At 61.7% G+C, this 25,724-nt stretch carries 21 protein-coding genes; 14 read left to right on the top strand and 7 right to left on the bottom strand.

Annotation, left to right across the window (positions count from 1 at the left end):
* The first annotated feature begins 236 nt into the window (after nucleotides 1-236).
* From H3221_RS01865 to H3221_RS01840, 6 genes are all read left to right on the top strand, one after another.
* Complete coding sequence (locus tag H3221_RS01865; protein WP_196473831.1) at nucleotides 237-1,514, top strand: acetyl-CoA C-acetyltransferase; 1,278 nt, start codon at nucleotides 237-239, stop codon at nucleotides 1,512-1,514.
* Between the two features lie 545 nt (nucleotides 1,515-2,059).
* Nucleotides 2,060-3,499 carry a cytochrome ubiquinol oxidase subunit I gene (locus H3221_RS01860; RefSeq protein WP_196473830.1) on the top strand — a complete coding sequence of 480 codons (1,440 nt, stop codon included), beginning with the start codon at nucleotides 2,060-2,062 and terminating at the stop codon, nucleotides 3,497-3,499.
* Nucleotides 3,500-3,501: 2 nt separating this feature from the next.
* Nucleotides 3,502-4,509, top strand: coding sequence for a cytochrome d ubiquinol oxidase subunit II (gene cydB, locus H3221_RS01855; RefSeq protein ID WP_192980091.1), 1,008 nt, complete (start codon nucleotides 3,502-3,504; stop codon nucleotides 4,507-4,509).
* Nucleotides 4,510-4,519: 10 nt separating this feature from the next.
* A complete protein-coding gene (locus H3221_RS01850; RefSeq protein WP_196473926.1) occupies nucleotides 4,520-4,669 on the top strand; it encodes a DUF2474 domain-containing protein in 150 nt (49 codons plus the stop codon).
* Between the two features lie 70 nt (nucleotides 4,670-4,739).
* Nucleotides 4,740-6,182 (top strand): TldD/PmbA family protein, encoded by a 1,443-nt coding sequence (locus H3221_RS01845; protein WP_196473829.1) that lies wholly within the window; start codon nucleotides 4,740-4,742, stop codon nucleotides 6,180-6,182.
* On the top strand, nucleotides 6,182-7,501 hold the full coding sequence (locus tag H3221_RS01840; RefSeq protein WP_196473828.1) for a TldD/PmbA family protein: 1,320 nt from the start codon (nucleotides 6,182-6,184) through the stop codon (nucleotides 7,499-7,501). Before H3221_RS01845 ends, H3221_RS01840 begins: the two co-directional genes overlap by 1 nt.
* 5 nt (nucleotides 7,502-7,506) lie before the next feature.
* On the opposite strand, the gene H3221_RS01835 is transcribed toward H3221_RS01840, so the two are convergent.
* Nucleotides 7,507-8,631, bottom strand: a complete 1,125-nt coding sequence (locus H3221_RS01835; RefSeq protein WP_196473827.1) for a methyltransferase — start codon at nucleotides 8,629-8,631, stop codon at nucleotides 7,507-7,509.
* Between the two features lie 69 nt (nucleotides 8,632-8,700).
* On the opposite strand from H3221_RS01835, the gene H3221_RS01830 reads away from it, so the two are divergent.
* Nucleotides 8,701-9,477: a ferredoxin--NADP reductase gene (locus H3221_RS01830; protein ID WP_196473826.1), complete on the top strand. Its 777-nt coding sequence runs from the start codon at nucleotides 8,701-8,703 to the stop codon at nucleotides 9,475-9,477.
* Here H3221_RS01830 and H3221_RS01825 read toward each other — a convergent pair whose 3' ends face one another.
* Nucleotides 9,478-10,503, bottom strand: coding sequence for a CNNM domain-containing protein (locus H3221_RS01825; RefSeq protein WP_196473825.1), 1,026 nt, complete (start codon nucleotides 10,501-10,503; stop codon nucleotides 9,478-9,480).
* A 197-nt stretch (nucleotides 10,504-10,700) separates the two neighbouring features.
* Here H3221_RS01825 and H3221_RS01820 point away from each other — a divergent pair, with 197 nt between their 5' ends.
* On the top strand, nucleotides 10,701-10,949 hold the full coding sequence (locus tag H3221_RS01820; RefSeq protein WP_021487975.1) for a YdcH family protein: 249 nt from the start codon (nucleotides 10,701-10,703) through the stop codon (nucleotides 10,947-10,949).
* 68 nt (nucleotides 10,950-11,017) lie between these two features.
* Nucleotides 11,018-11,296 carry a YdcH family protein gene (locus H3221_RS01815; RefSeq protein WP_160019337.1) on the top strand — a complete coding sequence of 93 codons (279 nt, stop codon included), beginning with the start codon at nucleotides 11,018-11,020 and terminating at the stop codon, nucleotides 11,294-11,296.
* Between the two features lie 116 nt (nucleotides 11,297-11,412).
* Here the strand turns inward: H3221_RS01815 and H3221_RS01810 are convergent, their stop codons facing one another.
* The gene (locus tag H3221_RS01810; protein ID WP_196473824.1) at nucleotides 11,413-11,907 is read right to left on the bottom strand and encodes a GNAT family N-acetyltransferase; all 495 of its coding nucleotides are present in this window, start codon (nucleotides 11,905-11,907) and stop codon (nucleotides 11,413-11,415) included.
* 92 nt (nucleotides 11,908-11,999) lie between these two features.
* Here H3221_RS01810 and radA point away from each other — a divergent pair, with 92 nt between their 5' ends.
* From radA to H3221_RS01795, 3 genes are all read left to right on the top strand, one after another.
* The gene (gene radA, locus H3221_RS01805; RefSeq protein WP_196473823.1) at nucleotides 12,000-13,358 is read left to right on the top strand and encodes a DNA repair protein RadA; all 1,359 of its coding nucleotides are present in this window, start codon (nucleotides 12,000-12,002) and stop codon (nucleotides 13,356-13,358) included.
* Between the two features lie 1,018 nt (nucleotides 13,359-14,376).
* On the top strand, nucleotides 14,377-17,325 hold the full coding sequence (locus H3221_RS01800; RefSeq protein WP_196473822.1) for an autotransporter family protein: 2,949 nt from the start codon (nucleotides 14,377-14,379) through the stop codon (nucleotides 17,323-17,325).
* Nucleotides 17,326-17,539: 214 nt separating this feature from the next.
* Entirely contained in the window at nucleotides 17,540-17,686 is a 147-nt protein-coding gene (locus tag H3221_RS01795; RefSeq protein ID WP_196473821.1) for a hypothetical protein, read from the top strand.
* A gap of 23 nt (nucleotides 17,687-17,709) precedes the next feature.
* Here the strand turns inward: H3221_RS01795 and H3221_RS01790 are convergent, their stop codons facing one another.
* Nucleotides 17,710-18,051, bottom strand: a complete 342-nt coding sequence (locus H3221_RS01790) for a response regulator transcription factor (RefSeq protein WP_224490481.1) — start codon at nucleotides 18,049-18,051, stop codon at nucleotides 17,710-17,712.
* Nucleotides 18,052-18,189: 138 nt separating this feature from the next.
* Between H3221_RS01790 and H3221_RS01785 the strand changes: the two genes are divergently transcribed.
* The gene (locus tag H3221_RS01785; RefSeq protein ID WP_224490452.1) at nucleotides 18,190-18,519 is read left to right on the top strand and encodes a GTP-binding protein; all 330 of its coding nucleotides are present in this window, start codon (nucleotides 18,190-18,192) and stop codon (nucleotides 18,517-18,519) included.
* Here the strand turns inward: H3221_RS01785 and H3221_RS01780 are convergent, their stop codons facing one another.
* On the bottom strand, nucleotides 18,520-18,891 hold the full coding sequence (locus tag H3221_RS01780) for a PilZ domain-containing protein (RefSeq protein ID WP_196473818.1): 372 nt from the start codon (nucleotides 18,889-18,891) through the stop codon (nucleotides 18,520-18,522). It abuts the gene before it with no gap.
* A 165-nt stretch (nucleotides 18,892-19,056) separates the two neighbouring features.
* Between H3221_RS01780 and H3221_RS01775 the strand changes: the two genes are divergently transcribed.
* Complete coding sequence (locus H3221_RS01775) at nucleotides 19,057-19,563, top strand: DUF3015 domain-containing protein (RefSeq protein ID WP_196473817.1); 507 nt, start codon at nucleotides 19,057-19,059, stop codon at nucleotides 19,561-19,563.
* A 154-nt stretch (nucleotides 19,564-19,717) separates the two neighbouring features.
* On the opposite strand, the gene glyA is transcribed toward H3221_RS01775, so the two are convergent.
* Together glyA and H3221_RS01765 are read right to left on the bottom strand one after the other, a co-directional pair.
* The gene (gene glyA / locus H3221_RS01770; RefSeq protein WP_004425032.1) at nucleotides 19,718-20,971 is read right to left on the bottom strand and encodes a serine hydroxymethyltransferase; all 1,254 of its coding nucleotides are present in this window, start codon (nucleotides 20,969-20,971) and stop codon (nucleotides 19,718-19,720) included.
* A gap of 147 nt (nucleotides 20,972-21,118) precedes the next feature.
* Complete coding sequence (locus tag H3221_RS01765) at nucleotides 21,119-25,324, bottom strand: EAL domain-containing protein (protein WP_397427942.1); 4,206 nt, start codon at nucleotides 25,322-25,324, stop codon at nucleotides 21,119-21,121.
* Nucleotides 25,325-25,724 lie beyond the last annotated feature (400 nt).

Below are 25,724 nucleotides of genomic sequence, written 5' to 3'. Positions count from 1 at the left end.
CGGCCCGGAGGGCGAGCAAAGCGAGTACTGCTCATTTACAGCTCGTAAAGTCGAGCGCGACTCCGAGCGCTCCTCGCCTGTTTTGACCAGCCGGAGGCTGTTACTGGCGTAGCGCCTTGTATGGCTCTAGCTCGCGAGATCGTGAACAGATTCTACGTCTCATGTTTCTGGGAACCGGCGGACGGGCAATAGTTCGCCACAGGTTTCCTCGATTTCTCGACCAGCAAGGAGTCCCCATGACCCAGTTGCGCCGGGTCGCCATCGTAGGCGGCAACCGTATCCCGTTCGCCCGTTCCAACACCGTCTACGCCAGGGCAAGCAATCAGGAGATGCTGACCAGCGCCCTCGAAGGGCTGGTGGAGCGCTTCAATCTGCATGGTGAGCGCCTTGGCGAGGTAGTGGCCGGTGCCGTACTCAAGCACTCGCGGGACTTCAACCTGACCCGCGAGTGCGTGCTGGGCTCGCGCCTGGCGCCGGAAACCCCGGCCTACGACCTGCAGCAGGCCTGCGGTACTGGTCTTGAAGCGGCGATTCTGGTGGCCAACAAGATCGCCCTCGGGCAGATCGACTGCGGCATCGCCGGCGGTGTTGACACCACCTCCGACGCACCCATCGGCGTCAACGAGGGGCTGCGGCAGATTCTGCTGGAGGCCAATCGCGGTAAAAGCACCGGTGACAAGATCAAGAGCTTGCTGAAGATTCGCCCGCGCCACTTGGCACCGCACATTCCGCGCAACGGCGAGCCGCGTACCGGGTTGTCGATGGGCGAGCACTGCGAGTTGATGGCGCAGCGCTGGGCCATCCCGCGTGACGAGCAGGATCAGCTGGCACTGGCCAGTCACCAGAAGCTCGCGGCGTCCTACGCCGAAGGTTGGCACGATGACCTGATGACGCCGTTTCTCGGCCTGACCCGCGACCAGAACCTGCGTCCGGACATCAGCGCGGAGAAGCTTGCGACCCTCAAGCCCTGTTTCGAACGTGGTCCGCGTGGCACGCTGACCCCAGCCAACTCCACGCCGCTGACCGATGGCGCCTCGCTGGTGCTGCTGGCCAGCGAGGAATGGGCCAAGGCCCGCGGCCTGCCGGTGCTGGCCTACCTGCGTGATGGCGAGGCGGCGGCGGTGGATTTCGTCCAGGGCAAGGAGGGCCTGCTCATGGCACCGGTGTACGCGGTACCGCGTCTGCTGGCGCGCAATGGCCTGACCCTGCAGGACTTTGATTACTACGAGATCCACGAGGCCTTCGCCGCGCAGGTGCTGTGCACGCTCAAGGCCTGGGAAGACGCGGACTACTGCAAGGAGCGCCTGGGCCTGGACGCCGCGCTGGGCTCCATCGACCGCAGCAAGATGAACGTCAAGGGCAGCTCGCTGGCCGCCGGTCATCCGTTCGCAGCCACTGGCGGACGCATTGTCGCCAACTTGGCCAAGCTGCTGGCGGTGGCCGGCGAGGGGCGCGGCCTGATTTCCATCTGCGCGGCCGGTGGTCAGGGTGTGACGGCAATCCTCGAGCGGTAATCCAATACGGGTGGTCGCAAGTCATCGCGATCATTCGATGTAAGCAACTCCGTGATTCGGGCGGCCCGCATAGCGCGTGGCCGCCCTTTTTTTGTCTGGATGCGATTCCTGGCGGTAGCTCTTGAGAGCGTCCACGTCAAAAATGGCTCGGTCTCCTGTAGGGTGGGTTAGCCGCTTGTCACGGTTACCGGCTTATTCGCTGTGCCTGGTGGGTTACGTGGGGCGGCCATCCGAGCGCACTGTTTTAATCGACACCAGCAGGATCGCCGTTCAGCGCCGCTAACCTACCCCAGGGATGGCGCCTCTCTCAGCGCTGCGGTGGCCTGTCGCGCGGCAAATCACCACAGCGCCAGTTGCGCCTTTAGCGGCTAGTCTTTTAGTGCGCATTGATCCAGATCAATACGCCTTTTCGCGCTTTACTCAGCAGCTTCTCGGCTGCATACCACTTCCATAAGAACAATTTCAGCTCGTTTGACTCCAAGATCTGGAGTCTATGGATCGGCTTTGCGTGCTGGGGCCGAAATAACCCTGAATGAGGATGTGACATGTTCGGCCTAGAGGCGCTTGATCTCGCCCGAATCCAGTTTGCCTTCACCATTTCCTTCCACATCGTCTTTCCGGCCATCACCATCGGTCTGGCCAGCTACCTGGCGGTGCTCGAAGGTCTGTGGTTGAAGACCGGCAATACGCTGTATCGCGATCTTTACCACTTCTGGTCGAAGATCTTCGCGGTCAACTTCGGCATGGGCGTGGTCTCCGGCCTGGTCATGGCCTATCAGTTCGGCACCAACTGGAGCGCCTTCTCCGACTTTGCCGGGGCGGTCACCGGGCCGCTGCTGACCTACGAGGTGCTCACCGCGTTCTTCCTCGAAGCTGGCTTCCTTGGCGTCATGCTGTTCGGCTGGAATCGCGTCGGGCCGGGCCTGCACTTCTTCTCCACGGTGATGGTGGCCATCGGCACGCTGATCTCGACCTTCTGGATCCTCGCTTCCAACAGCTGGATGCATACGCCGCAAGGCTTCGAGATCATCGACGGACGGGTAATTCCGGTGGACTGGTTCGCCGTGGTGTTCAACCCGTCGTTCCCCTATCGCCTGGCGCACATGGCCACGGCGGCGTTCCTCGCCACCGCTTTCTTCGTCGGTGCTTCGGCGGCCTGGCACCTGCTGCGCGGGCGTGACAACCCGGCAATCCGCAAGATGCTCTCGATGGCGCTGTGGATGGCCTTGCTGGTGGCGCCGGTGCAGGCCTTTATCGGCGACCTGCACGGCCTCAATACGCTCAAGTACCAGCCGGCGAAGATCGCGGCCATCGAAGGCCACTGGGAGAATATCGGCGACGAGCCGACGCCGCTGATTCTGTTCGGCTGGCCGGACATGGAGCGCGAGGAAACCCGCTTCAAGGTGGAGATCCCCGCGCTCGGCAGCCTGATCCTCACTCATAGCCTGGACAAGCAGGTGCCCGCGCTGAAGGACTTCCCGCCGGAGGATCGGGCCAATTCCACTATCGTCTTCTGGACCTTCCGCATCATGGTCGCCATGGGCCTGATGATGATCTTCGTCGGAATCTGGGGTACCTGGTTGCGTCGGGGCGAGCGGCTGTATACCTGCCGTCCGTTCCTGCACCTGGCCGTTTGGATGGGCCCGAGCGGGATCATCGCCATCCTCGCCGGCTGGTACACCACCGAGATCGGTCGCCAGCCGTGGATCGTTCATGGCCTGATGCGTACCGCCGATGCTTCATCAGGGCATAGTGCGGCGCAGCTGGGCCTCACTCTGGCGCTGTTCGTGGTGGTCTATTTCGTGCTGTTCGGTGCGGGTATCGGCTACATGCTGCGCCTGGTGCGCAAGGGGCCGAAGATCGATGAGGGCAAGGAAACCTCAGAGGGCGGGCCTGGCCAACCGCGTACGCCAGCGCGTCCGCTCTCGGCTGCCGAAGAAGGCCTGGAAGATGGCGAAACCGACACCTTGCCGGAGAGGAACTGAACATGGGTATCGACCTTCCGCTGATCTGGGCGGTGATCATCGCCTTCGGTGTGATGATGTATGTGGTGATGGATGGCTTCGATCTGGGCATCGGCATCCTCTTTCCCTTCGTTCGCGACGACGGCGAGCGCGACGTGATGATGAACACCGTCGCGCCGGTCTGGGACGGCAACGAGACCTGGCTGGTACTCGGCGGGGCAGGGCTATTCGGCGCCTTCCCGCTGGCCTATGCGGTTGTACTCGACGCGCTTTATTTGCCGCTGATCCTGATGTTGCTGGGGCTGATCTTCCGTGGTGTGGCCTTCGAGTTTCGCTTCAAGGCCAAGGCCGCCAAGCGCCATCTGTGGGATAAGGCCTTCATTGGTGGCTCGCTGACTGCCACCTTCTTCCAGGGCGTGGCACTGGGGGCCTATATCGACGGTTTCGAGGTGGTCAATCGCAGCTTCGCCGGAGGCGCGTTCGACTGGCTGACGCCATTCTCGGTGTTCTGCGGCCTGGCGCTGATCGCCGCCTACGCATTGCTCGGTTGCACCTGGCTGATCATGAAGACCGAAGGTCGCCTGCAACAGCAGATGCATGACCTGGGGCGCCCTCTGGTTTTCGTGGTACTGGGAGTGACCGGCATCGTCAGCCTGTGGACGCCATTTGCCCACCCGGATATTGCCGAGCGCTGGTTCAGCCTGCCCAACCTGTTCTGGTTCATGCCGGTACCGGTGCTGGTGCTGCTGTGCACCTGGGCGCTGCTGCGGGCCGTGGCCAGCAACGCCAACTACTCGCCATTCCTGCTCACCCTGGCGCTGATCTTCCTCGGCTACAGCGGCCTGGGCATCAGCCTGTGGCCGAACGTGATTCCGCCGTCGATCAGCATCTGGGAGGCCGCTGCACCGCCGCAGAGCCAGGGCTTCATGCTGGTGGGCGCGTTGTTCATCATTCCCTTCATCCTCATGTACACCGCCTGGAGCTATTACGTGTTTCGCGGCAAGGTGACGGTGGATGATGGCTATCACTGAGGGCCGTGAAATGACCAAGGTCGAGCAGGATAAAAAACCGTTGTGGCAGCGTCTGGGTTGGCTGGTGCTGATCTGGGCCTGCAGCGTCACTGCGCTGGGTGTCGTGGCCTGGCTGTTGCGCCAGTTCATGAGCGCGGCGGGATTGGGAACGCCGGGCTGAGCCTGGCGGTTGATCCGCCCAACCGATTGTTCCCATACTGCCTCCTTTCGTCGCCAGCCAAGGAGGCCCGATGTTCGCCCTCAGCGATACCCTGCAACGCCGCTTCGCCGGGCTGAAAAGCTGCGCGGATTTCTGGTCGCTGCGCCATGTGCGCGAGAGCCGGGAATCCTACTGGGTGCGGCGGCATGTGGCGCAGGCGCCGTCCTTCGTCGACGATGCCGGCGCCATGCTCACCGTGCGTATCGCCGGCGTCGAAGCCTATGCGGCCACCAGCGATCTCAGCCAGGCTGGCTTGCAGGCCGCGCTGGAGCGCGCCGAGCAGATGGCACGCAGATTGGCCGGGCACAACCTGCTCGACCTCGCCAGCCTGCCGCATCCCACCGAGCAACGCGACGATGTGATGCCGGGTTACGCGCAGCCGCTGGCAGGCGCCGGCCACTGGTTCGAGTTGCTGATGGCCGAGTCGGCGCGGATTCCACAGGATGCGCGCCTGGTCGACAGTCACGTTGGTGTGACCTTCACCTGCCATGAGCAGATCTACCTCAACAGCGCGGGCGCCTGCCTGCGCCGTGCCCAGCGCTACGTCTTCCCGCAGGTGGGCGTCACCGCCAGCGACGAGCATGACAGCCAGAGTCGCAGTTTTGGCGGCACTCATCTGGCGCGGCAGGGCGGTGCCGAGGTGCTGCAGCAGTTGGGCGTGATCGGCAGTGCCGAGCGCATTGCCGACGAGGCATTGCAACTGCTGCTGGCGCCCAACACCCCGAACGGTCCGCGTGACCTGCTGCTGATGCCGGACCAGATGATCCTGCAGATCCACGAGTCCATCGGCCATCCACTGGAGCTGGACCGCATCCTCGGTGACGAGCGCAACTTCGCCGGCACCAGTTTCATTCGCCAGGAAGATTTCGGTCATTACCCCTACGGCTCGTCGCTGCTCAACGTGACCTTCGATCCGGGCGTGCCAGGCGAGCTGGCCAGCTACAGCCATGATGACGACGGCACTCCGGCGCAGCGCCATTACCTGATCCGCGGTGGCATCCTCCAGCGCCCGCTCGGCGGTACGCTGTCGCAGTGGCGCAGTGGCCTGCCGGGTGTGGCCAACAGCCGTGCGTGCAGCTGGAACCGGCCGCCCATCGACCGCATGGCCAATCTCAATCTGGAGCCGGGTGACAAGACCCAGGCCGAGCTGATCGGCGGTATCGAGCGCGGCATCCTGATGAGCAACAACCGCTCCTGGTCGATCGACGACGCGCGCAACAAATTCCAGTTCGGCTGCGAATGGGGCCAGTTGATCGAAAACGGCGAACTCAAGGGCGTGGTGAAGAACCCCAATTACCGCGGCATCAGCTCGCGGTTCTGGCGCAACCTGCGCGCGGTAGGCGACGTCAGTACCTTCGAGGTGATGGGCACGCCCTATTGCGGCAAGGGCGAACCCAACCAGGTGATCCGTGTCGGGCATGCCTCGCCGGCCTGCGTCTTCGCCGATATCGACGTTTTCGGAGGGGCAGCCTGATGGACGCACGTCAGCATTTCAGTGCGTTGCTGGAGCACCTGCAGGCGCAGGTCGTGGGCGAGGAGGGTTTTACCCTGGCCTACGGCGCCGAGGTGTCCAGCTTCATCCGTTTCAACCAGGGCCAGGTACGCCAGGCCGGGCAGGTGCAGCAGGCGTACGTCACCCTGTCGTTGTACCAGGGCCAGCGCCATGCCGAAAGCAAGCTGGCGCTCAGCGGCGTGCTCGACGAGGATTTGCCGCGCCTGCAGCACGCCTTGCAGCGCCTGCGTGGCGTGCTGCCAACCTTGAGTGACGACCCTTATCTGCGCTCGAATCGTGAGGCCTGGCGCAGCGAGTTGGTGGGCGAAGCAGTGCGGCTCGATAGCGCGGTCATGGCGCAGCAGATCGTCGCGGCGGCGGCTGGCCTGGATCTGGTCGGCTTTCTTGCCGTCGGGCCGCAGTATCAGGGCTTCGCCAGTTCCTGGGGCGCGTTCGGCTGGTACGCCGCGAGCAGTTTCAACGTGGAGTTCAGCCTCTTTCACGGTAACGGCCAGGCCGTGAAAAGCGCCTATGCCGGCGAGCAGTGGGACGCCCAGGCGTTCGTTCGCAAGCTGGAGCGTGCGCGGCAACAGCTGGAATTTCTCGGTCGATCGGCCAAGGTACTGCAGCCAGGGGCCTATCGCGCCTATCTGGCGCCGGCTGCGCTGGAAGAACTGGTCAGCCTATGCTGCTGGGGCTTCGGCGCCCAGGCACTGGCGTCGGGTGGTAGTCCCCTGCAGCGTCTGTTCAATGGCAAGGCCGAACTCAGCCCGCTGGTGACGATGGACGAACGCATCGAGGGGGGCTTGGCGCCAGCTTTCACCTCCGAAGGTCCACGCCAGCCGCTGCGCCTGATCAGCCAGGGGCGACCTGGCGAACGCCTGGTCAGCTCGCGCAGTGCCGCAGAATATGGATTGATCGCCAATGGCGCGTGCAGCGGCGAATATCCGCTGTCCTTGTACATGCGAGGCGGTGAGTTGGATGAGCACGACGTGCTGCAACGGCTCGGCACCGGGCTGTACATCGGCAACCTGTGGTACGGCAATTTCTCCGACCTGCCCGCCGCACGCCTGACCGGCATGACCCGCTTCGCCACCTTCTGGGTCGAGGATGGGCAGATCCGGGCGCCGGTGGACACCATGCGTTTCGATGATGCGCTGTTCGACTTCCTCGGCCCGCAACTGGAGGCCCTGACCCGCGAACCCGAGTTGCTGCTGCCAGGCGGTACCTACGGCGCCAGGCAGACGGGCTCGATGGCCTTGCCGGGCGCGTTGCTGTCGCGATTTACCCTGACCTTGTAGGGCGTCTATTTTCTTGCCTTGAGCACCACGAATTTCGGATTGGCCGCCACCTGCTCGACGCCACGGAACAGGCGCGCCAGCTTGGCGTGGTAGCCCAGGTGGCGGTTGCCGACGATCCACAGTTCACCGCCGGTGACCAGCGCCGCGCGGGCTTGCTGGAACATGCGCCAGGCAAGGAAGTCGCCGACCACCTGCTGCTGGTGGAAGGGTGGGTTGCACAGCACCATATCCAGCGAATCGGCGGGCTGTTCGGCCAGTCCGTCGCCGGCGCGTATGGTCACTGGTCGTTCACCGAGTGCCGCTCGCCAGTTTTCCTGCGCCGACTGCACGGCCATATAGGACTCGTCCACCAGCGTCAGCTCCGCCTGCGGGCTGCCCAGGGCGTAGGCGATGCCGAGCACGCCGTTGCCACAACCGAGATCGGCGACGCGCACGCGCCCGAGGTGGCGTGGCAGATGCGGAAGAAAGGCGCGGGTGCCGATATCCAGGCCGTCGCGACAGAACACATTGGCGTGGTTGACCAGCTCCAGCGCCGGTTTATCCAGACGGTAGCGGGTCGGGTAGGGCGAGTGCGGCATTGCCTTGGTTTCAGGCGTGGCGACCAGCAGGCGGGCTTTCTTCACCGCCAGCGAGGCCTGCACCGGGCCGACGTATTGCTCCAGCAGATCACCGGCGGCGCGCGGCAGGTGCTTGATCATCGCCCCTGCGATCACGCGGGCATCTGGCGCCAGCTGGCCGTGCAGGCGAATCAGTTGCTCCTCCAGCAGCGCCAGGGTCTTCGGCACGCGGATCAGCACCCAGTCGAACGGCCCTTGCGGTGTTTCGCAACTTGGCAGACAGGTGACTGCGTCGCCACTCAGGCCATTGCTGGCGAGGTTCTTCTGCAGGGCGAGAAAGCCCAGGTGCGAATCGCCGCTGCTGGTCACCTGACAGTGTCCGGCCAGCGAGCAGGCGAGGGCGCCGAAGCTGTCGTTGAGCAGCAGCACACGGCTGCCTGCCTCGATGCCTTGCTCATGAAGATGACCCAGCAGGTATTCGTCGGCGGCATCGAAGGCTTGGAGCGGTTCGTTCGCCTGGTGCGGCTGGCGCTGCAGTTCGAGGCTGGCGAAGGGGGTTTCGAGAGTAGGCATGCAAACCTTCGGTGTTTGTCGCTGGCCGATTGCGCCAGACTGAGCGGGTATTCAATGAAGGGGGCGATTATGACCGTCAGTGACGACAAGTTCACCCGTCAGACGCTGCTCCAGGTACACAGCCTGACGCCGAGCCTGTTCACCCTGCGCACCACCCGTGACCCGGGCTTTCGTTTCCGCGCCGGGCAGTTCGTGCGTATGGGCGTGGAGAAAGCCGATGGCAGCGTGGTCTGGCGCGCCTACTCGCTGGTGTCGGCACCGCATGACGAGCATCTGGAATTCTTCTCCATCGTGGTGCCTGCGGGCGAGTTCACCAGCGAGCTGAGCCGCCTGCGCGTTGGCGACAGCCTGCTGGTGGAGAAGATGGCCACCGGCTACCTGACTCTGGACCGCTTCGTCGACGGCCGTGATCTCTGGTTGCTCGGCAGTGGTACCGGCATCGCGCCGTTCCTGTCGATCCTGCAGGACTTCGAAGTGTGGCAGCGCTTCGAGCGCATCGTGCTGGTGTACAGCGCGCGCAGCTTCGCCGAGCTGGCCTATCAGCCACTGATCAGGAGTTTTGGCGAGCTGGAACACCTGGCCGAATTCGCTGACAAGCTCACCTACCTGCCGGTGGTCACCCGCGAGCAGGCGCCGGACTGCCTGAATGCGCGTATCACCGATCTGCTCGACAACGGTGAGTTGGAGCGTGCAGCGGGCCTGCAGCTGGCGCCCAAGCATTCGCGAGTGATGATCTGCGGCAACCCGCAGATGATCGACGATATTCGTCAGCGTCTGAAGGCGCGGGGCCTGAATCTGAGCCTGACCCGGCGGCCGGGTCAGGTGGCGGTGGAGAACTACTGGTGATCAGTCTTCGCGGATTGCCTTGAGTCGATGTTCCCACCGGCGTTTGGCGAAGCGGCGCATGTTGGGGATATCGTCGGTCTCGTCGAGAATCGGCTTGCCGATGATGGTTTCCATGATGTCTTCCAGTGTCACCAGGCCATGCCAGCTACCGAACTCGTCGTACACCAGGCACATGTGCTGACGCTCCTGCATGAGCAGGGTCATCAGGGTTTCCACGTTCATGCTGTCCGGCACGACCTTGAGCGGTTTCATGATCTGGGTGATCGGTTCGCCATCGTTTTCGGCCGCCAGGGCGTCATAACGGAACACCACGCCCAGCGGCGACTCATCCTCGCCGATCACCGGGTACCGGGAGAACTGGCTCTCGCGGGCACGCGCCTTGAACGCGGCGATCGATTCATCTGGTGCGGCGGATTCGCAGACGATGCGTGGCGTCATGATGTCGCGCAGACGAATCTCGTGCAGATCGAGGATGTTGCTGATCACCCGTTGCTCGTCTTCGTCGAGCTTGCCCACTTCGCGGCCAAGCAGGGTCAGGGCCTTGATCTCCTGGCGAATGTCGTGCTCTGGCTCCTTGCCGCCGAACAGACGCATGATCAGGTCCGACATGACGATGAACGGCTTGAGCAGCAGGATCATCGCTCGCAGCAGGCTGGGCAGGAAGGGCGCCATGGCGCGCCAGTAACGGGCACCGATGGTCTTCGGCAGAATCTCCGAAAGCACCAGGATCAACAGGGTCATGACCGCCGAGGCGATACCCAGGTAACCGTCGCCGAAGACGATTGCCACCTGCGCACCGACACCGGTCGCACCTACGGTATGCGCCACGGTATTGAGGGTCAGGATGGCCGCCAGCGGCTGGTCGATCTTGTCTTTGAGCTCTTTCAGTCTTTCGTACAGCTGCGGTTTTGCAACCTTCTGCTGAGCGATGTAACTGGGCGTGAGGGAGAGCAGGGCGGCTTCGAGGATGGAACAGATGAACGAAACCAGAATGGAGAGGACAGCGAACGCTATCAGGAGTGTCATGTAGGGGGATAAGTGGCCAATGGCCGGCCAATTTAGCGCAAGCGCAGTGGAAAACAGCAGAAAAGCTGCAACATTTCATTTCGTCATGCTGGTACGGTTGGCGTTTGCTGCCCGGCGTCTCTTCTGCCGATGTTTCACTGCCTGCACGTAGCCAGGCTTCGACTAGGCTAAAGGGACACTATCTGGGGAGGTCCTCCATGCCGCTTGAACATCACCCGTTGACCCGCGAATTTCCTCAGCAAGGCGACGTCATGCGCAAGCTGATGCAAAGTCATCCGCACTTCCCTCGCCTGGCTGGCGAATATGAAGCGCTGGACAAGCGCATCTACGAAATAGAGGACGGTCGCGAAGCTGCCGACGACCTGACCTTGCAGGGGCTCAAACTGCAGCGTGTGGGTCTCAAGGACGAGATCGCCGATCTGCTGCGCAAGGCGGGCAGTGCTTGATCCGGATCAAATGAATGGTCGACGTGCAGCGCTAGGCTGGAGCCATCTTCCCTGTCAGAGGCTTCCTCATGCACGTCGACCACCATCCGCTGGTTCATGATTTCCCCGAACTGCGCAACGAACTGCAGCGCCTGCGGCAGAGCGATGAACAGTTCTCTCGCCAGGCCGAAGAGTACGAAGCGCTGGACAAGCGCATCTGCCGTATAGAGGACGGTATCGAGTTGCTCGATGACGTTACCCTCAGCGCACTGAAACTCCATCGTGTAGCGATCAAGGACGAACTGGCGCGCCAGCTCAAACGCGCTGCAGGTCAGTGCTGCGGTTGTGGCAATGGCTGTCGGGGTTGATGCCCGGAAAATGCGGCAGGCACGGCGCACCCTACGAGATTGCTACCGGTAGGGTGCGCCGTGCGCACTGGTCTTCCCGGATCTCATCTTGACTTCGCCGTCGGAGCCGAAAGGCCTCAATGCACGGGCGGGTTGATCAGATAAGTGAGCAGCCCGTCCGCCTCTTCTTCTGTCCACACCGGGCGCGCCGGCCTGGTCCATTCGCTCAAAAGCTGCTGCCAGAAGGCGCAGGCCAACTCATCCTGACGGTAGAAACGCAGCAGCCAGGGCCTGCCATCGCCCATTACCTGCTGTACCACGGCGCGCCCGATGCCCTGGCGACGATACTTTTTCAGGATGAACAGGTCGGCGAATTCCGGCACATCAAGACCAGGTAACTCGCTCTGTTCGATCAGCAGGAAGCCGGCAATGAAGCCGTCGACCAGTATCAGTTGCGCACTCCAGCCCGGCTCCTGCCAATAGCGCTGCAGGTGGGGTTGATGGATGTAGAAGCGACCGTCCGTCTCCACGTCCTCCTGCTCCCAGTCCGAGCTTTCGTAGGCGTAGAACTGGTAGAGGTTGGCCAGTAGCGGCAGCTGTTCGGCGCTGGTGGGCAGCAGTTGGATCTGCATATGTGCATTCCGGGCAGAGTGGCTGTGGTCTGTAAATTTATCCAGTTGTTCGGTATCGTTCCAGCCTTCGTTCAGCGGCAGGATCGATCGCAATGGCCAAGGCAAAACGCATGTACGGCTGCACCGAGTGCGGCGCCACCTTTCCCAAATGGGCAGGACAGTGTGGTGAGTGCGGCGCCTGGAATACCCTGGTCGAAACAGTGGTCGAGGGTGCCACGCCCAGCGGGCGCACTGGCTGGGCCGGCGACAAGGCCAATATCAAAACCCTGGCTGAAGTCAGTGTCGAGGAAATTCCGCGTTTTTCCACCGCCTCCAGTGAACTGGATCGGGTGCTCGGTGGCGGCCTGGTGGATGGCTCGGTGGTGCTGATCGGTGGCGACCCCGGCATCGGCAAGTCGACCATCCTGCTGCAGACCCTGTGCAACATCGCCCAGCGTTTCCCAGCGCTGTACGTCACCGGTGAGGAGTCGCAGCAGCAGGTGGCCATGCGTGCGCGCCGCCTGGACCTGCCACAGGACAAACTCAAGGTGATGACCGAAACCTGCATCGAATCGATCATCGCCACCGTGCGCCAGGAAAAGCCCAAGGTCATGGTGATCGACTCGATCCAGACCATTTTCACTGAGCAACTGCAGTCGGCGCCTGGCGGTGTGGCCCAGGTGCGCGAAAGTGCGGCGCTGCTGGTGCGTTTTGCCAAGCAGAGCGGTACGGCGATCTTTCTCGTCGGCCACGTCACCAAGGAAGGCGCGTTGGCCGGACCGCGCGTGTTGGAACACATGGTCGACACCGTACTGTATTTCGAGGGCGAGTCCGATGGTCGTCTGCGTCTGCTGCGGGCGGTGAAGAACCGTTTCGGCGCGGTCAACGAACTGGGCGTGTTCGGCATGACCGACAAGGGCCTGAAGGAAGTCTCCAACCCCTCGGCGATCTTCCTGACCCGCGCGCAGGAAGCGGTGCCCGGTAGCGTGGTCATGGCCACGTGGGAAGGCTCGCGACCGATGCTGGTGGAGGTGCAGGCGCTGGTCGACACCAGTCATCTGGGCAACCCGCGCCGCGTCACCCTGGGCCTCGATCAGAATCGCCTGGCCATGCTGCTGGCAGTGCTGCACCGCCACGGTGGCATCCCGACCTATGACCAGGACGTGTTCCTCAATGTGGTCGGTGGGGTCAAGGTGCTGGAAACGGCGTCCGATCTGGCATTGATGGCGGCAGTCATCTCCAGCCTGCGCAACCGGCCGCTGCAGCACGACCTGCTGGTGTTCGGCGAGATCGGCCTGTCTGGCGAGATTCGTCCGGTGCCAAGTGGTCAGGAGCGTTTGAAGGAGGCGGCTAAGCACGGCTTCAAGCGTGCCATCGTGCCCAAGGGCAATGCGCCCAAGGAAGCTCCGCCGGGCTTGCAGGTCATCGCCGTCACGCGCCTGGAACAAGCGCTTGACGCGTTGTTCGACTGAGCTTCTGTGATCTGAGTCGTTCTCCGTGCGGTAGGCGAGTCTGCTGGCTAGGCGGTCGACGAGTTTCCTTGGACAAGTTCTGACAAGACTGTCATTACGGTGCGGACGAGAATCCAGAATCATCGGATTCTCTGCGCTCGTGCGTCCGCGGGGTGACGATACATTACTTTTTAAGAATATTCTTAATACCTGGCCCTGGCTTGTTCAGCTTCTGGTCAGGAAGCGTGCGATAAAGTTTTCCTTGTTATCTCGTTCGAGCCAATCTTCATCTTGAATGCGGCGGGTATGTTGCACGCTTCTCATATATTGACGCGTGCGGCGCACTTTCGTGTGGGCATGTTGCCTGCAGTGGGTGTGCGCGCGGCTGCCCAATAAATATCTGTTATAGCGTGTCTCGTCAGGAAGATGTCGTCAAACGACTGAGGCTTGAAGGTGTTCGGTTGTTTGCGTGGTGGTGATGTCGTTATTGAAGTGCCTGATGCAGTGATGTGTTAGTTAATGGGCGCTGGAGTCGTTATGTGCACAAGTTTCACGCTTGAAAAGTCTGTCTTTACCAGCAGTGACTTTAACAAGGGTGGCATCCGATAAAACCTGTTAGCCCTCTTCCATGCGCCGTTGCGAGAACTGGAGGCAGTGAGCGGCTCTACAGGTTGGATGGAGCGGTCAGTGCAATGCTGATGGCTGTTTCGAAATAACACGAAAGGCAGTTGGTATCGCGCTCATGGCGCAAACAGCGTCGGGACATATTGCCTGGTGATGGACGCTCTGCGAGTGAATGACTTCAGGTGTTCCAAGGTGATTTGCATTCTTGAAAAGGCGGAGTCGCTTTCCAGCAAGATTTCTTCATTGCAGTGAACTGCGTTGTCGAGTCGAGACTTGAGTGCTGAATAGTGTCTGTTGCGTGCGGTGCATGGAGCGATTCGGAAATTGCAGGCAAGTAAGCAGGTGCATTGATTTCCGATTAAGCAGGGAGTGCTTGAAGTTAAAATTATATTAATTTGAATGGTGTGGATTAATTATGAATAAGGTAAAACAGCATGGCGTGAATCCCTTGAAAGTGCGGTCGCCCCGTCTTCTGGCGATGACCTCTTGTTCGGCAATGGCGGCCCTTGCCTGTATTCCAACATTGGCGCTGGGCGCCAATGAATGTGGTGTCGGTCCCACCGTCGTGTGCAGCAGCACCGGTAACCCTTATGCGAATGGCATTAACTATACCGGTGCAGATAATAATGTAACGCTGGCCTCAGGCACGGTAGTCGATACGACCGGCGGCAATCCGCTTGGTGCTAACTCGGATACCACCGTAGGTATCGGTCTGGGCGTTCCGTCAGTCACGACCGCGGGTAATGCCTCTCTCACGGTCGAGGAGGGGGCTAGCGTCATCATCGCGCAGAACAACACCTATGGTCTTGTCATTCGCGGCTCCTCGGGTGACTCGACCGGTACGCTGGTCAACAATGGTTCGGTTTCGATGCAGGGAACAGGCGGCCGGGCGATCTACGTATTCACCAATGGCGATGCCTCTGTCACCAATGGCGCCAGTGGCGTTATCTCGGGGAACGCTGCCTTCGGTATCTTTGCCCAGGATGCCGGCGTCGACCATGCAGTCTCCGTCGTCAACGACGGCGAAATCAATCTGACCGCTGATGGCTCGACCGGTATTCGCGCTGTTGCCACGGGCGCTGCGGGTTCGGCATCGGTCATTCAGAACGGTACGGTGTCTGCGGGTGCCGGCGGCATCGGTGTGGAAGTTCGTCTGGGTTCTACGGCCGCGAGTACCGGCACATTCGTGAACACCGGTACGATCACGGGGGGGACTGGGGTCAGTTTTTCCCAGGGTCAGGGGGCTATAACGGCGACCAACACGGGCTCGATCATCGGTACGGATGCCACGTCCAGCGGCCTGCTGGTTGGTAGCGGTGTCGCCAATATCACCAATGCCGGACTCATTTCCGGCAATACGGGTGTGACTCTGCAGACGGATAACAACAGTCTGACCAACAGTGGAACCATTACCGGAACCGGCGGTACAGCCGTTGCTGTTGCGGGTAGCGACAATACCGTGACCCTTTCCGATGGCTCCGTACTCAATGGCGGAGCTGTAAGCACGGGTATGGGCAATAGCCTGCAGTTGCAGGGGGCGGGTTTCGTTTCAGGTGATCTTTCAGGGTTCTCCAGCCTGGACGTGTCCGGATCGCTCTGGCAGGTCGGCGGGGATGTCTCGACAACATCCGGTTCGCTGAGCATCAGTTCCGGGACGTTGCAGATCGGTACAGGCGGTACCACCGGCTCCATTACAGGGGATGTAGTCAACAACGGTACGCTGGCCTTCAACCGTTCCGATGACATCACCTACTCGGGTGTCATATCCGGTACAGGTGGGCTGTCGCAGATCGGCGCGGGGACCACGACGCTTACAGGCGCCAATGTCTACAGCGGAGAGACGCGGGTATCTGCTGGGCGACTGGCTGCTGGCAATGCGGGTGCATTCAGTTCCAGCTCCACCTATGCGATCGATGCTGGCGGCGTGCTGGACCTGAACGGTTTCAGTCACGCGCTGAACAGCGTGACGAATACGGGCGAAATCCGCATCGGTGATAGCGCCAATGCCACCTTCACGACGAACAACTACGTGGGTAACGGCGGTGTCATTGCCCTCAGCACCTACCTGGGCGCAGATGGATCAGCGTCTGATCGCATCGTTATCGATGGCGGTACCGCTACGGGTACTACCACGCTGTCGATCACCAATGTGGGCGGCCCTGGTGCGCTCACCACGGCCAACGGCATCCAGATTGTCGAAACCATCAATGGCGCGACGACCTCTGCCGATGCGTTTCGTCTCAATGCGCCGGTGGTGGCCGGTGCTTTCGAGTACAGCCTGTATCGAGGCGGTCTCGATGCAGGTATGAACGATCAGGACTGGTTCCTGCGCTCCATCGATACCTCGTCCGCTGGAGGGCCTGGTAACCAAGCGCTGAGTGCTTCAGCGCAGACTGTCCGTGTCTATTCCGATCAGCTCGGCAACTATGCGTTATCTACCCTTGGCTCTCTGCAGCAGCGTAGAGGCCATAGCATCTGGCTGAACGGTATTGCCGATGGCGCTGAGAAAGGTCGCCGCAGTGAGGCGAGCCCTGCTGGTTCCTGGGGGCGTGTGGCAGGCGAATACGGCTCTTATGACCCCAGGAAAGGTTCGCCGTATACCCAGCACATCGGTTTTATGCAGCTCGGCTATGAAAACACGGCCTTGCAGAATGACCACGGGGTACTCAACGCCGGTCTCTACGCAACCCTGGGTACGTCGCATGGTGATGTCGACGTTACCCGTGACCCGGCGCGTGGCGAAAAGCGCAATGGCAAGATCACTACAACCGGGTACGGTGTAGGCGTCAGTGCCACCTGGCTGGATGACAATGGCTTCTATGCCGATGCCGTTGGACAGTTGACCTGGTATGACAGCAAGCTGTCGAACAAGACGGGGGGTGGCAACAAAGGCTGGTCGTCCGTAATGAGTCTGGAAATCGGTAAACGTCTTGATGCCGGTTCGGATTGGACGGTGGTTCCGCAAGCTCAGTTGGCATGGACTCACGTCGACTTCGACAGCTTCACTGACGAGCATGGTGCGCGCATCGTTCAGGCTAAAAACGATAGCCTCAAAGGTCGTGTCGGTATTCAGGTTGAGCCGCCTGTGAGCTGGTACAGCGATAGCCAGAACAATCCGGTGAAGCTGTATGGCATTGCCAATCTTAGTTACGACATCCTCTCCGGCAGTGAAGTCGATGTCGCCAAGGTTCGACTCAAACAGGACAGCCGGCCTCTTTGGGGGGAGTTGGGTGTAGGTGGCAGCGTCGCTCGGCAAGACAACTGGAGCACGTTTGGGGAGATCAGCTATGCCGCGGCTCTGGGGGCTGGCAGCTCCGACAATCATGCGTTCAAGGGAACGATCGGCGTGAGCTACGCTTGGTAATCTGCCAGGCAAAGTGGCAACCATCCGAAGCCCTTCCGAACCGGTATGAGCATCGCTCATTCGGTGTGCGAAGGGCTTTTTCCGTTCGAAGGCAGAGTGCTTCAATTGCGGCGTCCTGCCGCAATTGAAGCACTGGCGACTCTTGACGCAGATCAATAGATAGCCGGCTATCGGCGTGCAGCATGTTGGTGTGTCCATATGAGGAGGCCACATCATGTTTCTGTTCTTCGACTTTTTTTCCCGTGCGTTCAATCCGGATGTTCAGGTCACGCAATCCCGTGAAGCACAGCGCATGGCCAAACGTATCGAAGCGCGACGTCAGCGTCGCAAGGCTGCCGAGGTGGTGTGCCGCGCCCACTGATCATTACGGGGTATGAACAGGTGTCAGTCGTTGTAAAGGTGGCAGGGTTGCCGGCTGTACTGCATGGCCTGACGCATCAGATCGGTAGGTTTTTCGGTATCCAGCTTACGGCGGATATTCAGGCGATGGGGTTCCACCGTCCGCACGCTGATCGCCAATTCACGTGCCATGGTTTTGTTGTTCAAGCCTTGCGCCATCATTTGCAGTATCTGACTCTTGAACGGGGTCAGTGCTCTGTCTGCGGCGTTGACGTGTAGCCAGTCAGCGTCTCTGCCAGCGCCTTGATCGCCGCAATCATTTCTCCTGATCTTGCATCCTTGAGTACATAGCCAGCGGCACCTGTCTGCCGGGATTGGCGGGCACATTGTCGGCCGCTGTTCATGCTCAGTCTCGCTACCTTGAGCCTCGGATGACAGCGGGTGAGCAGTGCTGTCAGCTCCAGCCGCTGACGCCATTCAGGCTAATATCCATCAGCACGATGTCGGGTTGTCCGCGCTCGACCCGTGTCACGGCTTCTTCAGCAAAGCTGGCGTCGGCACCGTACTCGTACGTTGGTGCTGGAGAGCTTTGAACCGGTGGATCTGAAACGCCTCTTTGCGTTCACCGAGGTCTTGCTGGTGCGTATCGGCGATGCGCTGCTGCGCTACCAGGGTGTGCTCGCGATTGTGGACGAGCCGCGTTGTCTGGTGCTCCAGCGGGGACTTTACAGCTCTGGCCGTGATGGCGAGTGGGAGGCGGGCGAAGCGCACGGAAACGTGCTGATGTTCATTGGTGACGACCTGCCCGAAGATGAAATCCGCGAGGTTTTCGCTGAAGTGATTGGGCAGCCTTGATCAGGGCTGATCGCCCAGGGCGGCGAGTTCACGTTCCAGCAAGCTTTCGTCGCCCAGGTTGAGCTCGACCAGGCGACGCAGATGGCTAATCGAATCCAGGTCAATATGACGGCAGACGAAGCCCAGATAGCCCGCCTGGGTACGTGTCAGCAGCACCTCCATCCTTACCCGCGCCTCGTCGCCGAGCTGGATCTGCGCTTCGAACGGCTGATCTGGGTCAGCGTTCCAGTTTGCCGGAGTCTCGACCATCAGCCCTTTGAGCGAAAGGTCATGCAACACTGCTGCCCAGTGCCGTTCGCCTTGCACGAGCACGGTGGGGGCGTCGAAGGCGATGCGCTGAAAACGCCGACGCTCGTTGGCTGATTCACTCATGCCCATACTCCTGAAGGATTTACATCACTATAGCCAAGGCTGACGGCCCCGTACTTTGCCCCTGTGTCGCAGGGCACAGCAGAGGCACACCAGTTTGACAGGTGGCCAAGTCTCGCCAAAGCTCCTTGTGTAGTTTTTATTACTCGATATTGCGGAGCGATAGACATGAGCAAGCGACTGCTGGGTAAAGGTTTGGTCTTTGGCCTGTTGAGCATGGCCAGTGTTGGTGCATTCGCCGACGCTGCGGGCGGCAATGGCTGCGGCTGGGGCAACATGCTGTTCGAAGGGCAGCGCGGCATGGCCCCGCATTTCCTGGCCACCACCACCAATGGTACGTCGGGTAATGCCACCTTCGGCATGACGTCGGGTACCAACGGTTGCGACACCAGCGGCGCGCTGGGCTACAACGGGCGTTCCATGCTGGCGATGAACGGCATGCTCGATTCCATCGCCGAAGACATGGCAATGGGCCAGGGCGAGGCGCTGGACGCCTATGCCACCCTGCTGGGCGTCGAAGCCCAGGATCGTGCGCATTTCGCCAAGGTCACTCACGACAACTTCGGCAGCATCTTCAGCGAAGCTGATGCCACCAGTGAGCAGGTGCTGGCCGCCACACTTGATGTGATGAGCCGTGATGCGCAGCTGGCGCGCTACGTGAAACAGCCCGCGTAAGCGGTAACGCCCGCTTCGTTGTCGGTGCGCACGATTTGCGGTGTTCAGTAGGGTGCGCCGTGCGCACCGCCTGTATCCCGAGCACGACAAGGAAATCGACAAGGCAAAAAGAAGCCCGCCAATCGGCGGGCTTCTTCATTTCAGGCCAGCGGTCTTAGTTGCCATAGACCGGGAACTTCGCGCACAGCGCCTTGACCTGCTCACGCACGCGGCCTTCGACTTCATCGTTGCCGATGTTGGCCAGCACGTCGCAGATCCAGCCTGCCAGTTGACGGCACTCGTCTTCCTTGAAGCCGCGAGTGGTGACGGCAGGGGTGCCGATACGCAGGCCGGAGGTGACGAACGGCGAGCGCGGATCGTTCGGTACGCTGTTCTTGTTGACGGTGATGAAGGCGCGACCCAGGGCTGCGTCAGCATCCTTGCCGGTGATGTCCTGCTTGATCAGCGAGAGCAGGAACAGGTGGTTCTCGGTGCCGCCGGAGACCACGTCGTAGCCGTTGTCGATGAACACCTGGGCCATGGTCTGGGCGTTCTTGATCACCTGTGCCTGGTAAGCCTTGAACTCAGGCTGCAGCGCTTCCTTGAAGCACACCGCCTTGGCGGCGATGACGTGCTCCAGCGGGCCGCCCTGGCCGCCCGGGAATACCGCGGAGTTGAACTTCTTCTCCAGCTCTTCGTTCTTGCGCGCCAGGATCAGGCCGCCGCGCGGGCCGCGCAGGGTCTTGTGCGTGGTGGTGGTAACCACGTCGGCGAACGGCACCGGGTTCGGGTACAGACCGGCCGCAACCAGACCGGCCACGTGGGCCATGTCGACGAACAGGTAGGCACCGACCTTGTCGGCGATGGCACGGAAACGCGGGAAATCCAGAACCTGCGAGTAGGCGCTGAAGCCGGCGATGATCATCTTCGGCTTGTGTTCGACGGCCAGGCGCTCGACTTCGTCATAGTCGATCAGACCCTGGTCGTTGATGCCGTACTGCACGGCGTTGTAGATCTTGCCGGAGAAGCTGACGCTGGCACCGTGGGTCAGGTGGCCACCGTGGGCCAGGCTCATGCCCAGCACGGTGTCGCCAGCGTTGAGCAGGGCCATATACACGGCGCTGTTGGCCTGGCTGCCGGAGTGAGGCTGGACGTTGGCGTAGTCGGCGCCGAACAGCTCCTTGGCGCGGTCGATGGCGAGTTGCTCGACCACGTCGACGTACTCGCAACCACCGTAGTAACGCTTGCCTGGATAGCCTTCGGCGTACTTGTTGGTCAGCACGCTGCCCTGGGCTTCCATCACCGCCGGGCTGGTGTAGTTTTCCGAGGCGATCAGCTCGATGTGCTCTTCCTGGCGCTGGGCTTCCTGCTCCATCGCGGCAAAGAGTTCGGCGTCATAACGAGCGAGGGTCAAATCACGGCTGAACATGGCGGTCCCCTGAAATCAGCTGGGCGGTAGAAAGAGGGGGCGGATTCTACCGCAAAGGTCGCATTCAGGCATATGAAGGTCGGTCATGAGCCTGACAAATGGCCTTCATGCTGAGTTGGGGCCTAGAGCGGGCTGGCGTCCTGCCCGTCAACTGAGGATGAACAGCGCTGCGCCGCTGAATTGGGCTGTGAGCTGACGTGCAGGCATGGGTCTGCCCAGCAGGAAGCCCTGTACTTCGTCGCAGTCGTGTTCACGCAGGAAGTCCAGTTGTGCCTGGCTCTCCACCCCCTCGGCGATCACCATCATGTTCAGGCTGTGCGCCATGGCGATGATGGCGCGGGCGATCTGCGCATCCTGCTCACCATCAGGCAGGCCGTCGACGAAGCTGCGGTCGATCTTCAACACGTCGATGGGGAACTGCTTGAGGTAGTTCAGTGACGAGTAGCCGGTGCCGAAGTCATCCACTGCAATGCACAGGCCCAAGTGCTTGAGGTTACCAAGAGTCTGCATCGCGCTGGCGACATCACGCATCAGTATGCTTTCGGTCAGCTCCAGCTCCAGGCAGGCTGGGGCTACTCCGGTTCTGTCCAGAATGGCGGCGATGCGTGCGCTCAGGTCGCCTTCGGCGAACTGCCGGGCCGACAGGTTGACCGAAATCTTGGGGATGCGGATCTTTTCCTCGTGCCACGCCTTGAGCTGACGGCAGGCTTCTTCCAGCACCCATTCGCCGACCTGCACCACCAGGCCGAGTTCTTCGAGTACCGGGATGAACTCATCCGGCGGCACCAGGCCGCGTGTCGGATGACTCCAGCGCAGCAGCGCCTCGACCCCGGTCAGGCGATTGCCGTCGCCGGAGAACTGCGGCTGATAATGCAGGACGAACTGGCCCTGTTCCTGAGCGTGGCGCAGGTCGCTTTCCAGCTCCAGGCGCTCCAGGGCACTGGCGTTCATGTCGGCCTGGTAGAACTGGAAGTTGTTCTTGCCGCGCTCCTTGGCGTGATACATCGCGGTATCGGCGTTCTTCATCAGTTGGCTCAGCTCGCTACCGTCCTGCGGGGCAAGGGCGATGCCGATACTGGCGGTGACGAAGAATTCGCGGCCTTCGAGGACGAAAGGGCGCGCCAGGCTGGAGAGAATCTGCTCGGCGACATGAATGGCGCGATTGAGCGCACCCTCGCGGGTGGCGCGCGGCTGCAGCAGCAGGGTAAATTCGTCGCCGCCCATACGCGCCACGGTGTCGTCACCGTCGACGCAGGCCGACAGGCGCACGGCCACGTCCTTGAGCATGCGGTCGCCGGCGGCGTGGCCGAGCGAATCGTTGATCGGCTTGAAACGGTCGAGGTCGAGGAACATCAGCACCACCCATTCATCATGCCGATCCGCATGCTGCAGTGCGCTGTGCAGACGATCCTGGAACAGGGTGCGGTTGGGCAGGTGGGTCAGGGCGTCGTAGTAGGCCAGACGATGGATGCGCTGTTCGCTGGCCTTGCGCTCGCTGATGTCGCTGAAGAAGCACACGTAGCTGACCAGGTCGCCTTCCTCATCATGCACTGCGGTGATGCCGACCCAGGCCGGGAAGTTCTCCCCACCCTTGCGCTTGAGCCACACTTCGCCCTCCCAACTGCCGCGCTGGTTGAGTTGGCCGAGGATGTACTGCAGGTGCGCCGCCTGCTGGCGGTCGGCGGTGAGCATGCCGGGAAGCTGGTCGAGCACCTGACCGGCGGAATAACCACTGACGCGGCTGAAGGCCTTGTTGACCTGAACGATGTAGCCGGCCGGGTCGGTCACCAGAATCGCCGCGGTGGAGTGTTCGAATACCGTGGCGGCCATGCGCAGGTCTTTTTCCGCGCGGCGTTGCTGGCTGATGTCGCGGCCAACGCCGAGGATGCCTTCGAAGCGACCGTTCTCGTCCCACATCAGCACCAGGCGCAGTTCCACCGGGATCTTGTGGCCGTCGGCGCGCAGGCAGTCGAAGACGAACAGCTGATCCGGCAGCTCCTCGCGCAGACGCTCGAGGCGGTCACGCTCGCCGAGCGAATCGCGAATCCGCTCGAGCAGCAGGTAGAGGCTGGCGAGCTGCTGCGGGTTGGCCGCCAGGCCCTGCAGGCCGTTGGTCATCACCCATTCGGCGTTGTAGCCGAGCATGGCCTCCACCGAGGGGCTGACGTAGTTCAGGGTCAGGCTGTCGTCGGTGGAGACGATCACGTCGCTGATGCTTTCCGCCAGCAGGCGGTAGCGTTGCTCGCTGTCACGCAGCGACTGGTTGCGCTCGATCTGCTCGGTGATGTCCTTGGCCACGCCGATCAGGCGGCTGACTCGACCGCGTTCATCGCGCGCCAGGGCCTGCTCGCGGATGCTGAACCAGTGCCATTGGCCATTGCGGTGACGCCAGCGCAGCACCGATTCGAGCAGCAGACCGTTGCCGACCACTTTCTGCAGGTTGCGAATGCGCCAGTAGTATTCGCTGTCGTCCGGGTGCAGTACCTGCTCCCAGAAATCTCCGCCCATCGCCTTGAGCTCGCTGACGCTATAGCCCAGTTGCAATCCGAGGCTGTGGTTGCTGAACAGCACCTGCCGGTTCTGCATGTCATGCACGTAGAGCAGGTCGGGGACCGAGCGCACCACTTCGGACCAGAAGCGCTCACGCTCGATCAGCGACAGCTCGATACGCTTGCGGCTGGTGATGTCGCTGATGCTCAGGGTGACGGCCTGATAGTCCTGGAGCATTTCCGGCAGGCGCAGCACCAGCCAGACGTGACGCTGCAAGCCCTGTGCAGTGACCAGCTGGGTTTCCAGCTCCATCAGGTTGGGGCCTTCGAGCACGGCCACGGCCAGGCGGTAACACAGATCGTCGGGCTGTACCGGGCCGTTGTCGATCAGTTGCTGCCAGGCCTGTTCGGTGGACTTGACCCCGAGCAGGTTGAGCGCCACCTGGTTGGCCTCGGTAATGCGCAGTTGCTCGACCAGTAGTTGCTGATGCTCGGCATCGGCCTGCAACCAGCGCTGCAGACCCGCCGCATCGCGTAATTTGTGCTGCAGCAACAGGCAGCGCAGGCCGGAGAGATCGAGCACGCAGAGGGCTACGCCGGTGCCGTCGAAGATGTCCTGATAGCGTCTGCGGGTTTCCTGCAGTACGCGCATGGCCTGCTGCTCATCGGTCACATCGCGCAGCACCCAGACGTAACCGGCATGACGCCCGACTTCGCTGATATCGCTGCGGGTCACGGCGAACAGCCGCTCGCGCCCCTCGCTTTCGACTCTGATCAGCTCCGGCCCCAGATCGTTGCTCAGTTGTGGGCTGTTGAGCAGCAACGGGTCGAGATCGGGCAGCAGATCAAGCAGATGGAGTTCCCCGGCCACGTCGCTGGGAACCCCGAACAGCGCTTCGGCCTGCGGGTTCAGGTAGCGCACCTTGCCATCGGCCTGGGTCACCAGAATGCGTTCTTCGACGGCGCCGAGCGCACTGGCGGCCTGGCGCAGCGAGCGGCGTGTTTCGGTATTCAGGCGCTGCAGGCTGCGCTGCTCGCGTTGCAGGCCGTACAGGGCCAGCAGGGTAAGCAGGCTGCACAGCGTGAACAGCAGGAACTTGCCGGCCAGGGTCGGCATCAGCTCGTTGCCGGCGCGTTCTGCATCGAACAGGGCGCGCAGTTGCCAGTCGCTGCCGGGCAGGGCGATCAGATCGAGGCTTTGTGCCTGCTCTGCCGCAGTAACCGGAGCGATGATGCCGCCAGCCTGTTGCAGGTCATCGGCGCGCGCTATCACGCGGTGACTGAGCAGGTCTTCGAGCAACCATTTGTGCTCGCTCTGGTGCTGATCGCGCAGCCAGCCGCGCAGCGCACTGGTGCGCATGCGCAATATCCGGTGGCTGTCGTCGGGCTGACGCAGCAGCAGGTAGAGCACACCGCCTTCCAGTGAGCTGAAGGCGAAGTGATAGGGTGCCGCGCCACTGCGTTGTTGCTGGTTGCGAACGAAACTCAGGTCGCGCGACTCGCTGGCGCTGTCGGCCAGCAACTGCCCATTGGCATCGAGCCAGGCCACGCTGTTGACGGTCGGGAAGATGCTGCGCAATGCCGTGACCAATTCGCTGCCGTCGCCAGCGCGCGCCGGGCTGCTCTGCAGCATCGCCTGGCCCGCCTGCGCCTTGAGGCGCATGTTCAGACTCAGATGCTTGGCCAATTGGGTGCTGTAACCCTGGCTCAGTTGCTTCTGGCTATCGAGCAACTGGCGATATTCCTGGGTCAGTTGCCACGCCAGCAATCCCAGTATCGCCAGCACCAGCACCACCAGTGCACGGCGCAATGCGGCGCGCGACTCGCCCGGAGAGGAGGAAGGCAGGGATGAGGGAGTCGACACGTTCTGTGAACCTGTAGCCGGTGCTGGGCTATCTTGAGCTTTGTGAGGCGCGCGGGTATGCCTGCGCTCGCGCGAGCCGGCTAGAATGCCTGCAAACGTGGCCAAGTGCCAGCTGCGCCGACGAACGTAGGTTTGCCCTGCCACGCACATTCCGGTAGTTTTGCGCCGCGCGCGTGAACTGTCCGCGCGGTACTTGGCGTTCGCTCCAGCAGGGGCTAAGGTCTCTGCAAACGCCCCGCTGCAGGCTTCGTGAAAACTGCCTGCAGCCGGTAATACGGCGGCCAGGCCGGCATGCGCCAGATGGTCAGCCTGCTGGCGTTGCCGGTTTCGTCACTCGCAACGCTTTCGCAGTGCCTGCAAGGCCCGCCATTTTCAGCCCTCATTCTCACCAGTCAGGTTC

The sequence above is a fragment of the Pseudomonas chaetocerotis genome (genome assembly GCF_015712105.2).
In the GTDB taxonomy this organism is placed as follows: Bacteria; Pseudomonadota; Gammaproteobacteria; order Pseudomonadales; family Pseudomonadaceae; genus Aquipseudomonas; species Aquipseudomonas chaetocerotis.
Note: the sequence above shows the minus strand (reverse complement) of the source record. Positions and strands in the feature narration are given on the sequence as shown.